Origin of the sequence: Thermosynechococcus sp. (assembly GCF_046299635.1) — a bacterium.
Classification (GTDB): Bacteria; Cyanobacteriota; Cyanobacteriia; order Thermosynechococcales; family Thermosynechococcaceae; genus Thermosynechococcus.
In genome coordinates, this window is record NZ_JBKBHV010000013.1 from 1 (window position 1) to 13,450 (window position 13,450).

The 13,450-nt window shown below is 50.4% G+C and carries 15 protein-coding genes; 5 read left to right on the forward strand and 10 right to left on the reverse strand.

The window, feature by feature from the left end; all coding sequences use genetic code 11:
- Positions 1 to 270: 270 nt before the first annotated feature.
- Positions 271 to 1,197: a gamma-carotene 1'-hydroxylase CruF gene (gene cruF, locus ACK4IR_RS06945; protein WP_409873656.1), complete on the reverse strand. Its 927-nt coding sequence runs from the start codon at positions 1,195 to 1,197 to the stop codon at positions 271 to 273.
- A 659-nt stretch (positions 1,198 to 1,856) separates the two neighbouring features.
- Here cruF and ACK4IR_RS06950 point away from each other — a divergent pair.
- Positions 1,857 to 2,078 (forward strand): hypothetical protein, encoded by a 222-nt coding sequence (locus ACK4IR_RS06950; protein WP_409873658.1) that lies wholly within the window; start codon positions 1,857 to 1,859, stop codon positions 2,076 to 2,078.
- Between the two features lie 73 nt (positions 2,079 to 2,151).
- Here ACK4IR_RS06950 and ACK4IR_RS06955 read toward each other — a convergent pair whose 3' ends face one another.
- The 8 genes from ACK4IR_RS06955 to lepB all read right to left on the reverse strand — a co-directional run bounded on the left by ACK4IR_RS06955 (position 2,152) and on the right by lepB (position 8,453).
- Positions 2,152 to 2,865, reverse strand: coding sequence for a potassium channel family protein (locus ACK4IR_RS06955; protein WP_409873660.1), 714 nt, complete (start codon positions 2,863 to 2,865; stop codon positions 2,152 to 2,154).
- Positions 2,866 to 3,010: 145 nt separating this feature from the next.
- Positions 3,011 to 3,289: a glutaredoxin family protein gene (locus ACK4IR_RS06960; RefSeq protein WP_409873661.1), complete on the reverse strand. Its 279-nt coding sequence runs from the start codon at positions 3,287 to 3,289 to the stop codon at positions 3,011 to 3,013.
- Positions 3,286 to 3,753 carry a VOC family protein gene (locus tag ACK4IR_RS06965; protein ID WP_409873662.1) on the reverse strand — a complete coding sequence of 156 codons (468 nt, stop codon included), beginning with the start codon at positions 3,751 to 3,753 and terminating at the stop codon, positions 3,286 to 3,288. Before ACK4IR_RS06965 ends, ACK4IR_RS06960 begins: the two co-directional genes overlap by 4 nt.
- A 103-nt stretch (positions 3,754 to 3,856) precedes the next feature.
- Positions 3,857 to 4,162, reverse strand: a complete 306-nt coding sequence (locus ACK4IR_RS06970; protein ID WP_409873663.1) for a hypothetical protein — start codon at positions 4,160 to 4,162, stop codon at positions 3,857 to 3,859.
- A gap of 48 nt (positions 4,163 to 4,210) precedes the next feature.
- Positions 4,211 to 5,536, reverse strand: coding sequence for an aspartate aminotransferase family protein (locus ACK4IR_RS06975; RefSeq protein WP_409873665.1), 1,326 nt, complete (start codon positions 5,534 to 5,536; stop codon positions 4,211 to 4,213).
- Between the two features lie 4 nt (positions 5,537 to 5,540).
- Entirely contained in the window at positions 5,541 to 6,374 is an 834-nt protein-coding gene (locus ACK4IR_RS06980; RefSeq protein ID WP_409873667.1) for a DUF975 family protein, read from the reverse strand.
- Between the two features lie 726 nt (positions 6,375 to 7,100).
- Positions 7,101 to 7,757: a hypothetical protein gene (locus ACK4IR_RS06985; RefSeq protein ID WP_409873668.1), complete on the reverse strand. Its 657-nt coding sequence runs from the start codon at positions 7,755 to 7,757 to the stop codon at positions 7,101 to 7,103.
- Positions 7,758 to 7,898: 141 nt separating this feature from the next.
- A complete protein-coding gene (gene lepB / locus ACK4IR_RS06990) occupies positions 7,899 to 8,453 on the reverse strand; it encodes a signal peptidase I (RefSeq protein ID WP_409873669.1) in 555 nt (184 codons plus the stop codon).
- A 190-nt stretch (positions 8,454 to 8,643) separates the two neighbouring features.
- Between lepB and ACK4IR_RS06995 the strand changes: the two genes are divergently transcribed.
- Both ACK4IR_RS06995 and ACK4IR_RS07000 read left to right on the forward strand, forming a co-directional pair.
- Positions 8,644 to 8,802, forward strand: a complete 159-nt coding sequence (locus ACK4IR_RS06995) for a hypothetical protein (RefSeq protein WP_409873671.1) — start codon at positions 8,644 to 8,646, stop codon at positions 8,800 to 8,802.
- A gap of 155 nt (positions 8,803 to 8,957) precedes the next feature.
- Positions 8,958 to 9,425, forward strand: a complete 468-nt coding sequence (locus ACK4IR_RS07000; protein ID WP_409873672.1) for a pentapeptide repeat-containing protein — start codon at positions 8,958 to 8,960, stop codon at positions 9,423 to 9,425.
- Here ACK4IR_RS07000 and gltX read toward each other — a convergent pair.
- Positions 9,422 to 10,879, reverse strand: coding sequence for a glutamate--tRNA ligase (gene gltX, locus ACK4IR_RS07005; RefSeq protein WP_409873673.1), 1,458 nt, complete (start codon positions 10,877 to 10,879; stop codon positions 9,422 to 9,424). The genes ACK4IR_RS07000 and gltX overlap by 4 nt on opposite strands.
- Before the next feature lie 347 nt (positions 10,880 to 11,226).
- Between gltX and tig the strand changes: the two genes are divergently transcribed.
- Together tig and clpP are read left to right on the forward strand one after the other, a co-directional pair.
- Positions 11,227 to 12,672 (forward strand): trigger factor, encoded by a 1,446-nt coding sequence (gene tig, locus ACK4IR_RS07010; protein WP_409873711.1) that lies wholly within the window; start codon positions 11,227 to 11,229, stop codon positions 12,670 to 12,672.
- An 81-nt stretch (positions 12,673 to 12,753) separates the two neighbouring features.
- A complete protein-coding gene (gene clpP, locus ACK4IR_RS07015) occupies positions 12,754 to 13,443 on the forward strand; it encodes an ATP-dependent Clp endopeptidase proteolytic subunit ClpP (RefSeq protein WP_409873674.1) in 690 nt (229 codons plus the stop codon).
- The last annotated feature ends 7 nt before the right edge of the window (positions 13,444 to 13,450 follow it).

Sequence of the window (13,450 nt, forward strand, 5' to 3'; positions counted from 1 at the left end):
TCTTGGTGTCGAGCATCGGTTTCGTGCTGTAGGCGGCGTTACAGTTCTTCAGAACTTTCTGTGATCTTGAGGACTAGTGGGCGAGCCATGAGAGTCTCCTATTGAGGTGACTTCAGTTTTAGGATAAGCAATCCTCTCGCTTGTGACTTATTTATTAGGCTTAAGGTTACAAAGAGCTGGTATAAGAAGCTGCCGCTTAATGCTCCTTCCCGCTGGCAACCCTTGCGTTCACATCATGTAGTCTATGTGGTCCTTAGGTAGCCTTGAGTTCTATTTCTCCCTAGCTTGGCTTACGGCAGAATCCAGCGCTTCTGTTGCTCTAACTAAAGAGGGTTCAGCCAGCCACCACAGCACTGTTATTGGCACCACCCCCAACACAAATCCTAGGGTTACTGGAATCCAAAAATGTTGATCCAAAGAGGTGAGAGTAATCATCGCGCCGAAGGCAAAATTCACTAAATAGACCATGAAGGGCGTCATCAATTGGGCGCGGTTCACAATAAGCGGCTTGGGCCACCACGTCACCATCGCCAAGCCCATAAATACAGCAGCGGTGCCTGTCCAGCCCAAAATGTTGCGGTAGGGCATGCCGAAGAATTCACCGACATCCTGAAATTGCCAGAAGGGAACCGCCGTTTGGCTCATGGCCGGATCCAGAACAAAATCCCAAGCGGTTAAAAAGATGGCTCCTAGGCCAACACTCATCAAAGCCGAGCCAAAACCCACCTGTTTGCCTTGCTGCAACGGACGACTGATGAAACCGCTGTAGGCAAAAAGGAAGGTAACTAGGCCCATGTAGAACCAAGAGAGGGGAATCGTGAAGGGGACAAGCCCGGCAATTTTGTACCCCAAACCACTCAGGTAGCCGTAATGGCCAAAGGGAAACCCCGTACTCGTGCCCAACAGTTCACTGCTAAGGGAAATGCCCACTGCCGGCAGCAAAAAGCCAAGGAGTTTGCCAAGGCCAAAGTGGCGATAGGTATGGAGGGCGATCGCCAGCGCACCGAGGATGATATAAACCACGCCACCACTCCCCATACTCCATTGAAAAAGTTGCTGACCCCACCTAGGCAACGCCAGAACAAACTCCGGATGGGGCACAACGAGGAGCAGCCCCGCTAAGCCAAAGGCCATCGCCACAATGTGGCCAATCAGACACACCTGCTCCGCAACGTAAAGCGCGTTCTTGGGTTTCATAGGGGCAATCTCAAAGGGGCGATCGTTTACAAATGTTAATACGTTACTGTATCATTGGGTCGAACCATATTGGTGAAAATTCAAAACATATCCTCCTATTACCTACTACCGCCTGCCCGCGACTCTACCCCTGCCCCACAGTGAAGCGGCTTGGGGATTGGCATAGATTCCTGCTCGCAGGAGGAACACTACTTCTTCAGAGTAAGGTTGCTACACACAGTTCCGCAGGAGGAGCAAAAGACCTCGGCAAGACAGAGGGAAACTCAGATGAAATCCCAAGCAATTTCTCAAACATCCCTTGATCGCTGGCTTTTGGTGGTTGTGCTCTCTTTTGCGCTGACCCCATTTTCTTGCTTGAACGCTCCTCTAGGCAGATTGTCCCCAGTTCTTGCCCAGTCTTCCCAGCAGTTACCGCCCGTTAGGAAAGTACGAGCCAGCGACCCCAATATGTCAGTATTATATGAAAGAGGCAAACGAAATAATCTATTTTTTATCAAGAATCGGTTAACATTCTTCCTAACAGAAGACAGCAGCGAGGATGCGGTTTATAACACCGCAGTAAATTACCTCCTCAGAAAAGGAATGCGCCCCAATCAATTTCATGTTTATCATGTTTATAAAGTACTTAAGTACTTGTGTCCCACAACCGCAAAGCTGCTTTGGCAACGGTGTTGTATCTTAACAAAAAAGCTGATTTAGAGCAGAATTATTCTTCTAACAGCATTATTTTATACCGACTGCCCAATCAGTCATGGGCTATTGATGTTGTGATGGATGGCGACAGTTTAGCACCGTCAGTCTATGCCAAGAAAAAAGGGAAACTTACGCTCAAGGAATACACAGAGCCTATAGAAGACGTTCGCTTTCACACGGGTCTCTAAAACCGTGTCTCACTCCCTTGCCAAACAGCAAAATACCTAGGCTTCTCCTTAACGCCTTTACTATCTAGACTATCTAGCAAATGTGCTGACTACGCAAAAAGCGATCAATGTCGTTATTAGCACCAATTACGACCATGATGTCCCCTTTATTGAGCTTTTGACTGGGACTAGGATTGATCTCAAACTTATCGTCAAAGCGCAGCGCAATTAGGTTGAGGCCATAGCGAGTGCGGAGTTCCACCTCGGCAACGGTACGATTGTGAAAGGCCTCGGGAACCTTGATTTCCACAATACTTTTTTCGGGGTCGAGGTCAAACCAATCCAGAATGGCCGGTCGGGTGAGCGATCGCGCCAGTTCACAGCCCGCTTCATATTCTGGAAAGACAACGCGATCTGCCCCTACTCGCTCTAAGAGTTTTTTATGAACCTCTGAGGAAGCCTTAGCAACGACATTGGGCACCCCTGCCTCCTTCAGATTCAACGTCGTGATAACGCTGGCGTCCAAATGATTGCCAATAGCCACAATCACCGTTTCAAACTCAAAAAGACCTGCCTCCTTCAGGGCTTGGGGATCTGTGGAATCCAATTGAATCGCATGATTCACAATATGCTCTTGGAGCACTTGATTGACCAAACGCTCTTGATTATCGCTTCCTAATACCTCATAGCCCATGCCGTGTAGGGTTTCGCATACTCCTCGACCAAAGCGCCCTAGGCCAATTACGGCAAACTGCTGCGAGATCTTGACCCCGCGCCCGCGAAAGAACATTGCTCCAAAATCCACCATGGGTGAGTTCCTTATTGGCTCTGCTATGCAGATGACAGCCCCTTCTCTAAACATATGGGATATATAGGGGAGATGCAATCTTCTCCCATTGGGGTTGTTAGATTTTTGCACGTAATTCCCTCTCTGTGCAAAGGGCTGTATGCCGCTAATGGGTAGAGAGTAATCCGCTTGAATTGGCTAGTTGTTGGAGTCGCTGCCGAATGTGTTCAGCACTCGCACGCGGAGAAAAGCGCTGTACAGGAAGGACTTGCTCGCCCATCACTAGATAAAGGACAGGAATCTCGTACTGATAGGCTTGCCACCAGTCATCGCGGCTGGTAATGTCGCGTATCTCAAGGGTAAATTCACTTAAGCTAGCCAGCTTTTCCTGCAATCCTTCGCAGAGGTGACAGCCGGGCTTGCTATAGAGAATCAGATGACTCACGGTTGGGACGCAGAAACAAGGGGAGTATCGCCAATATGACGGTGATCCCGCAGGCCAAAGATTGCCTCTACATGGCGGTAGTGCTTAATTTCAATTAGGTTGTGGAAGGGATCCTCGAGAAAAAACGTCTGATGCTCTAAGGGGGTATTGGCAAAGCGGGTGCGGGGTGGCTGGTAAAAGCTAAGCCCCTTGTTAATCACGCGATCGCAGAGGTTCTGCCAGTCTGCTTGTGCCAAAAAAATCAAGCCAAAATGGCGCGGATAAATACTTTTGGGTGGTATTAAGAGTTCATCAGTTACATGGGCCACCAGTTGATGGCCATAGAGCTTCATGATCAGGCAGTGGGAATTTTCGCGTCCCGGTTCACAGCCCAACCCCTCAATGTAATAGGCCTTGGTGTCCGTGAGATTATTGACAGGAAAAGCTAAGTGAAATAAAACGGGGGCGATCGCCAACTGAGCCATAGATTCTGTCTCAAATAAAAATGGCTAAATCAGTAGCTATTCTAGCAGGAAAACTCCTGATCAGACATCTCCCCAATGTTTAGCTCTCACCTCATGCTTTGCTCTATCTGCAACGGAACGGATAATAGGGGTAATACACCGGTGCATAGGGGGGCTGGTAAATCAGCGGGCGAGGTGGATAGGGCACCGGCACAATAATGTAGGTCTGGGACTGCCCCGCTGGACGGTAAAAGATGGGATCGTAGGGAGCATATTGCGGTGTCCGTGGCCGACCAAAGGACTCTAGCCCTGGAAAAAAAACATCGACACCTGGCTGATTGGGAAAGAGGGGATAGGCGGCACGACTGGGAGGAGCGATCGCCAGCAGTGTCACTAGGCTACCGACGGCCAGTGGGAGGAAGCGTAACATAGAAGCCTCCAAGGAGAGAGTGATCCTTCGATTCTGACGCCCTAGTGCCTAAGGAAGTTCCCGCAGAACGCGACTTAAAATCTCGATCATTTGATCAATGTGCAATCGCTCCACAATCAGCGGTGGCGAGAGAGCAATAATATCCCCCGTGACACGAATCAGCAGCCCCGCTTCAAAGGCACGGCAGAGGGCATCATAGCCCCGTGCACCCCCCTGACCTTCCCGTGGCGCCAATTCAATGCCCGCCACCAAGCCCAAGTTGCGAATGTCAATGACATGGGGCAAGCCCCGTAGGCTGTGGACGGCCTCCTGCCAGTAGGGCGCTAGAGCAGCTGCCCGCTCAAACAGGGCTTCTTTTTCGTAAATCTCTAGGGTGGCCAAGGCAGCGGCACAGGCAAGAGGATGTCCTGAATAGGTGTAGCCATGGAAAAACTCAATTTGCCCTGCTGGCCCTTGCATGAAGGTTTCGTAAATGTCATCGCGGACAATCACGGCTCCCATGGGCACAGCAGCATTCGTTAGACCCTTGGCAACGGTGATGAGATCCGGAGTCACGCCAAAGTACTGACTGGCAAAGGGAGCACCCAAACGGCCGAAGCCGGTGATTACTTCATCAAAGATGAGCAAGATGCCGTGGCGATCGCAAATGGCACGTAGGCGTTCCAAGTACCCTTGGGGCGGAATCAAGACCCCCGTCGAGCCGGCGAGAGGTTCGACAATCACCGCCGCAATGGTTGAGGCATCGTGAAGGGCAATCAAACGTTCTAGCTCGTCGGCTAAATGTGCCCCCCAGGCCGGTTGCCCCTTGCTGAAGGCATTGTGCTCCAAGTTGTGGGTGTGGGGCAGATGATCCACCCCAGCCAAGAGAGAACCAAAGAACTTGCGATTGGGGGCAATCCCCCCGACTGAAATCCCACCAAAGCCAACGCCGTGATAGCCCCGTTCGCGCCCAATGAGTCGTTGCCGCGTCCCCTCTCCCCGCAGCCGATGGTAAGCAAGGGCAATTTTTAAGGCTGTATCCACCGCCTCAGAGCCAGAATTGGCAAAAAAGACATGGTTGAGGGGGTCGGGGGTGATTGACCGCAGGCGATCGGCCACCTGAAAGGGACCGGGATGTCCCATCTGAAATGTGGGGGCAAAATCTAGTGTTGCAGCCTGTTGGGCGATCGCGCTGACAATTTCCGGACGGCAATGTCCTGCATTGACACACCACAGCCCAGCCGTGCCATCGAGGATCTGACGGCCATCAATACTTCTGTAGTACATCCCCGCTGCCGAAACAAGGAGGCGGGGATTTTGCTTGAACTGGCGATTCGCCGTAAAAGGCATCCAAAAGGGGTCAAGGTTGAGATCTGCAAGGGTGGGCAGTGTCATTGCACTAAAACCCGTCAGTAGTGTCAGGGGTGGGTATCAGGCCAATAATATCGCGGTAAGCCGCCACAATGACACAACTACTCCAAGGAATGGTCACCAGCATCCCCACGCAGCAGAGGCAAAAGCCTAAGATATTAAAGAAAATAATTGACACATTGAGGAAAAAGAAGCTCCACCAAGCACGGGAGATCAAACGGCGACTGGTTTCTAGGGCTGGCCACACGTCAAATCGGTGCTCCACCACCAACGGCACCGCAAATAGATAGGCCACCCCAAAGTAAATTCCCGGTAGCAGCAGGATCACCCCTGCCAAGATTAAAATAGGTGTGACCACGTCAGGAAGTGTGGGGAGTTGATCGAGTAGAGTTAATAATTCTTCTATATCTTCGTTGGGTGCAGCACCTTCAACAGCCGCTTGCTCGAGAAGCCCGCGAAAGAAGGGCAACCCTGCAATCATGAATAGAACACTGGCACTGATAACAAATACATTAGTAATCAAAGCGATGAGCGTATTCGTCAAAAAAATGGGTAGAAAGTAGTTGTTTTTGAACGCATCAAAAAAGTGAGTAAATTCCGGTCTTTGGTTGCGGACAATCCGAAAACCAAAAAAGTAGTAGCCTGCGGAGAAGAGTCCTGCCAAAAGACTGCTAATAATTGGGCCAGCCCCCGGAATATTGTTGAGCAAACCATGGATAATGGTCGCAAGAATGAAAAAGCCAATGTAGGCAGCGGGTTGGGTGCTGAAAATTTGCCAGCCCTCATTGAGGTATTGACCAATGCGTACCCGATAAGGGCGGCTGGCGATCGCTTGGGGAGTATGTTCTGACTCACTGTACATGATGGCGGTTCCAAGGGTTTGCCTTCAGCTTAGCGATCGCTTGAGGCGGCGCCAATCGTCAGTGTGTCACTTCTCGATAGATAACTATTACAAAAAAAAGAGTGATATATTCTTAAAAGAAGCAGGTTAAACTAGAAGAGTTACAAAAGTCACAAAAGAATTATGAGCTACAGCGTAGATTTACAAGAGGAGGTTGAGACAAGAAGGCACAGTCAGTGAAGCCACTCAACTCTTCCAAGTGAGTCGTGCCACTATCCACCGCTAGTTGAAGCGGGATAACCTAGCCCGTCGCCTTTAGAAACTGGATTGGACAGCCTTAGCGGCGGATGTTGCTTCTCATCTCGATGACCGTTTAATCAACCGCGCTTGGTAATTTGGGGTACAGGTTTCGACCATTAGTTATACCCCACGCCAGATGAACATCACCCCCAAAAACAAATGTGTTGCTAAAAACAGTGTAAAGAAGAGCGACGCCCCTATCAAGAATAGTTCGAGACATGGGTAGAGAATCATGGCCACGTCAAAGTGATGTGTATCAATTGAGAGGGTCTTTGACTCGCGAGTGGAATGTGCATAGGGTGGTCAGCGCGAAGGCAGCAGATTTACGGCAACTTTAGTGCACTTCAGTGGTATGCGGGCTCAAGTGCTTCCTTTGATGAGACAATTGGCAATTATTGCACTAGACAATGTCCCAATCTATTATTGGAACAGCTATATCACTTTCACTTATGGTCTTTCTATCTTGACTGCCTCTTGCCAACTCCATCTTTTCTGAGGACTTGGATAAGTACTTTTAAGGAGGCTATCATTTAACTGAAATATGCAGATAATTAAATCGTGAATAAGATTCACACATTTGTCAGTTTCGTAATAGACTTGTTGCTCCGAGAATCGAATTACGATCCAATTCTTTTCTCTAAAAAAACTATCTCTACTCTTTTGTTTATTATCATCAATCGTATGAATAGGCATTTTATTGCCGTTTTTGTCTAGAGTCCACGGTTCATCTACTTCAACATCAATATACAGACACACATAATCTGAGATGTTGTTGTTTAACACCTTTAGAGCAATGTCTGGTAAGTAGGGATATTTGGATTTCTCTATCTTCATTGATTTACTCCGTTCAAGTAGTTCTATGCTAATGCCTCCCCTTACTACGAGATCATTTTTAATGGCTTGACGTAACTTCTTCTCCCATTTGCCAGGACGAGGTCTTGATTTAGCATCGGGAGCTTTAGAATTATCACCTGAACTACCAAAAAGCATTCCTATAGAAAAACCTGCCAAACCAACCATGAACACTGCTGGCCAAAACGCTACAGACTCAATTAAAGCAACTGAACCTAGAATCAAGCCCCCCGAAACTAATAACTTAGCCATTATGGGGTCACCTGAAATAGACCTCGATCTATTTAAGACTTCAACAAGAGAAGCCGGCAAAACTATATAAGGATAATAGCTTGTATTCGTAAAACTTAGAATTTGCCTGCGTGCCATATCCATATCTGAGTCAAAACCAATCTAAAAATTTTTGGAGGCGAGACGACCAGCATGGTTGAGGGGCCAGTAGCAGGCGATCGCCCGACCAATGACATTCTCAAGGGGCAAAAATCCCCAGATGTGGGAGTCGTTGCTGTGGTTGCGGTTATCCCCCATAACAAAGATCATATTATCGGGGACTGTGACTGGGGATAGTGTATAGACGGGTGGCTCAGCAATGTACGGCTCTTCGAGGGGGCGGTCGTTGACCCAAACTCGACCATCATGAACGGCAACTGTATCTCCGGCTGTGGCAACTACCCGTTTAATCAGGGCTTGATCAGCTGGATAACCGAGGGTCTGCAAAAGGGGTGGGGTGCGGAAAACAACAATATCCCCCGGTTGGGGCGATCGCTGGCGATAGGTGATTTTTTCCACCACAATGCGATCGCCCGGCCAAAGCGTTGGCTCCATGGACTCTGAGGGAATAAACCGCGACTCCGCCACAAAAACGCGGATCAGTAGTGTGATCAGCACCGCCATCCCGATCAACAGCGCATTATTGCGTAGCGATCGCCAGCGGGAGGGTGAATTCATTGCCGAAGCAGACATAGCCTTTTTGTAAAATGCAGAGCTTTTTCTATTTTCAGACATCCACATTGTCACCACAACAGAGCACTTCAATCTTCTGGATGAAAAGCTGAGACCGCTGGAAGCCAAGCTAGAGCAGCGTATCAATGCTGTGGAGGCTAAGCTAAAAGAGCGGATCAATTCCATAGGGATACAGTTGGGACAGGGGATTGATACAGTCGAGTCCACGTTGCAGGAGATTTCTAAACGGCAGGCTAAGACGAATGCCCGACTGTGGGGCTTCTTGGCCACGTTATTGGTGGCGACGCCGGGTCTGCTGGCAAAATTATTCCTCTTTGATTTGCCCTCGTCTTAATCGGTGTGTACAGCCTTTCATCTAGAATTGGGAAATTCAAACAGTCACCAGAAGAGTCACTGACAGTAATGCAACGCTTAACAGAACGAAGTTTTACAAAACCTAATTTTTTAGTGAAGCTACGAGCAGTAGCATTTTCTTTAGTCCTCCTACCATTGGTTGCACCAGCAATTGCTAACGCTGAAAACCCCGCCCATGTGCGACAACTCTTGGAAACGCGCCAATGCCCGAACTGTGATCTGCGGGGCGTGAACCTGATGGATGCCAATTTGTTCAAGGCAAATTTAGCGGGTGCCAACTTGGAGGGCGCCTATTTGGCCGGTGCGAATCTCTTTGGTGCCAACTTGGAAAGGGCAAACTTGAACCGTGCCAGTCTATACCTAGCGATTTTGGTTAATGCCAATTTGGCAGGGGCACAACTGGTTGGAACACGCCTCACCCTCAGCAACCTTGTCAATGCCAACCTGAGTGGTGCCAATCTGGAGAATGCAATCATGAAAGGAGCAAATATGATTGATGTGAATTTGATGGGTGCCAACCTAAAGGGGGCGGATCTCGATCGCGCAAATTTGAGTGGGGCTAATTTCAGCCAAACAATCTTTGATCGCCCCCCTAGCCCCTAGGAGTTGGCCTGTACCTGTTTTAGGGCTGCTGTAAGGCGCGGTTGATCCCAGCCCCGTTGGTGGAGAATTTGCCACGTGGCCATTAAATCAGGCCCATGGACAGCGCCCGTGAGGGCAGCGCGGAGCGATCGCATCGTTGCCCCCTTTTTCACACCGGCGGCTTTACTGGCCTGCTGAATCAAGTGTTGCCCTATCTCGACAGTTAGCGTTGGTTCTGAGGGTAAATGGTCTAGTAGGTAGGCCAAGATGGTTGCACTTTGAGGTTGGCTCAGTTGAGCCATTGCTTCAGAATCAAAAGTGATGGTGGGCATAAAAAACACCGACCCCTGATCAATAGACTCCTTAAGCGTATTGAGACCGGGTTGAAGGAGTTGGGCAAGGTTCAGTAACCAAGGGCGATCGCTCTGCTCATCAAAGGTATAGCCTGCCCCTCGCCAGAAAGGCATGAGTTCTGCCAACAGTTCGTCGGGTTGCAGTTGCTGAATGTATTGGCGATTAAGCCAATTGAGCTTGTCCCAGTCAAAGCGAGCACCCGCCTTGTTAATCCGTTCAAAACTAAAGTGCTTCGCCGCCAAGTCAAGGGTAAAGAGTTCCCCCATCCCTTCCGGCGGTGACCAACCTAACAGTGTTATGTAGTTAACCAAAGCCGGGGCGAGATACCCCATGGCTCGAAAGTCAGAAATGGAGGTGACCCCATCCCGTTTTGAGAGCTTTTGCCCCGCCGAGTTGAGAATTAAAGGGGTATGGGCAAAGTTGGGGGGGGTGGCGCCAAGGGCTTCGTAGAGTAAAATCTGCTTTGGTGTATTGCCAATGTGGTCTTCGCCGCGAATCACATCGGTAATGCCCATGGCAATGTCATCCACCACAACCACCAAGTTGTAGAGGGGGTAGCCAATCTCGCCTCGGGGAGCTGCCCGCGCAATCACCATATCGCCCCCCAGATCGGCTCCCTGCCAACTCACCCGACCGCGCACCAAATCTTGCCACTCAATCTGGCGATCGTCATCAATCTTGAAGCGAATGACGGGGGTGCGTCCTGCCGCCTCAAAGGCTGCTTGCTCCTCTGGGGTCAAATGGCGGTGACGGTTGTCGTAGCGGGGAGCCAGTCCCTTGGCTTTTTGCTCGGCTCGCAGGGCATCGAGTTCCTCAGGGGTGCAGTAGCAGTAGTAGGCGAGTCCCTTGTCCAAGAGGGTTTGAATTGCTTGACGATATAGATCAAGGCGATCGCTCTGGAAATAGGGACCTTCGTCCCACGTCAGGCCCAGCCACTGCAAGCCCTCAAGGATATTCTGGGTATATTCGGGTCGAGACCGCTCGCGATCGGTATCCTCAATCCGCAGAATAAATTTGCCTCCCTTGTGGCGGGCGTAGAGCCAATTAAATACAGCGGTGCGGGCGGTCCCAATGTGCAGATTTCCCGTCGGACTCGGTGCTAAGCGAACACGAACTGTCACTGCTGACCTCGAATACAAGACCCTTTTAATCCTACCGCATTGGCTACAGGGCTTCTAGGCAAAGGGAAAAAGACCGACGGTTGAAAAGAATTTGGGGGGCTAGCCTCCTGATAGTAAGGATGGCAGCAGGGGAGATTTTGACAAGGGTTGGGGGCATCAAAACTGGACAGGGTACAGTGTCAGCCATTTCCAACCGGTTACCTTCAAGGTCGGCACAACTTCCAACAAAAGAGGATGAAAATCTGCGTTGAAGCGTTAAAATAGAGGCTTGGGCAATTTGTGGGATTGCCCTGAACCGGCGGAGACTCCACCGACACCATCTGCGAAGGGGAATGACCTTGACTGACGTGACTGACATCATTTCGATTACCACAGAACCGCGCTCTAACAGCCAGCTCTTTGCCAAAATTGAGGTTGCGGGTGAGCGCTCGCAACAGGTTTATGACGAAGTGGTCAACAGTATCCTTCGCCATACGAAGTTACCGGGATTTCGTAGGGGAAAAGCACCGCGGCAACTTGTTTTGCAGCAAATCGGTAGTACAGAAATTCGTGCTCGTGTCGTTGAACAACTTGTAGAGGATACGGTCAAAGCCGTTGTCGAAAAGAACAATATCCCCTACCTTGGCAACTTGCAAGTTGAGGGTAACTTCATGCAGGTTGCAGACCGGTTTCGACCCGGTGAAAAGTTTACCTTCAGTGTCACTTTTGATGTCGAACCCGAAGTTAGGGTCACAGCCTACAAAGGGCTGACGATTGAGTACCCGCCTGTCACCTACAATCCCGAAACCGTTGAGAAGCTCCTGCGGCGGTACCAGCGGGAGCATGCTACCCTCATCCCCGTCGAAGACCGGCCGGCGCAATGGGGCGATGAGGTCACCCTCAAGCTAGTGACCAAAGATGAAAAGGGGGAGGTGGTGAAGGAACTTTCAGCAGATGAACTGCCCTTGTCCCTCGATGCAGAGCAGCCCTTTTTGCTCAAGGAGATTCCCGCCGCCGTGGTCGGTATGAGTGTCGGTGAAACGAAAACCGTTCCGGTCTGTGCTCCTGAAGAAGCAGCGACACCCAAACCGTTGACGGCAGAGATTGAACTCTTGGAAATTAAAGTACCGGAACTACCGCCTCTAGACGATGCCTTTGCTGCTGAGCACAGTGAATTCAGCACAATGGCGGAACTGCGGGCACATCTGGAGCAACATCACCGAAAGCAGGCCGAAAACCAAGACAAAAAAGCGAAAGAGGCTGCCCTCATTGATACTCTCATTGCCCAAAATCCGGTGGAATTGCCGAAAACGCTGATCCGCAAAGAAGCAGAGGTGAAAGTGCGGACAACGCTGATGCAAGTTCAGTCCCAAGGCGTTGATCTCAACAAGATCATGACTAAGGAACTTTACGAGAAAATGTGTCAAGAGGCAGAGCCGCAGGCGGCTAAGGAGGTGCACTCCCATCTATTACTAAAGGCGATCGCTCGTCAAGAGAGCATTGAACCCAGCCCCGAAGCAGTTGAGGAACGGCTGAACCGCTATAAAGAGGTGGTGGAAAACCAAACGGCAAAGGATCTGGAACGACTCCGCGAATTTGCCCACGATGAAATGCAGCGGGAGGAAGCCCTTAACTGGCTCCTAGAACAAAATACGTTTCAGCCAGTTCAGCCCGACAACCCGACTGAGCAGCCCACCGCTCCTGCTGAAGCCCTAGAAGATACCGCTGCCGAGGCGCAGGCGGCTGCTGACAACCCATCTAAACCGCAAAAACACTCCGGGAAAAAAGCAAGTTCTGCCCCATCCCAAGAATAGTTCGGCATAATGAAGGTGATGATCCCTACGGGAACAAGCCAGTTAGTTACAATTACAAACAACCCATCATTCTAGACCACTATGCTGCAATCGCGTTACGACCATCCCCTTAGTGCCATTCTTCGCTCGCCAGCGCTTAACTTGCCGCCTACCCATGCCAATATTGTGCCGATGGTGGTTGAGCAGTCGGGTCGGGGCGAACGCGCTTTTGATATTTACTCGCGACTGCTGCGGGAGCGGATTATTTTCCTCGGTGGAGGTGCAGGCGATCGCCGGGGCATTGATGATGCGGTTGCTGACTCCATCGTGGCGCAGCTCCTGTTCTTGGATGCCGAAGATCCGGAAAAAGATATTTACCTATACATCAACTCGCCCGGTGGCTCGGTGACAGCCGGTATGGCCATCTACGACACAATGAAGCACATTCGCCCCGATGTGTGTACCCTCTGCTTTGGCTTGGCGGCGAGTATGGGTGCCTTTTTACTGTCTGGCGGTACCCCCGGCAAGCGGATGGCGCTGCCCCATGCACGGATCATGATTCACCAACCTCTCGGTGGTGCTCAAGGTCAGGCGGTGGATATTGAAATCCAAGCGCGGGAAATTCTCTACCACAAGCGCAAACTGAATGAGCTTCTAGCGCAGCACACGGGACAACCGATCGAGCGCATTGAAGCCGATACGGAACGGGATTTCTTTATGTCTGCTGAAGAAGCCAAGGCCTATGGTCTGATTGATCAAGTGGTGACGCGGCAGACCCTCCCTAGCCATTAAGTACACC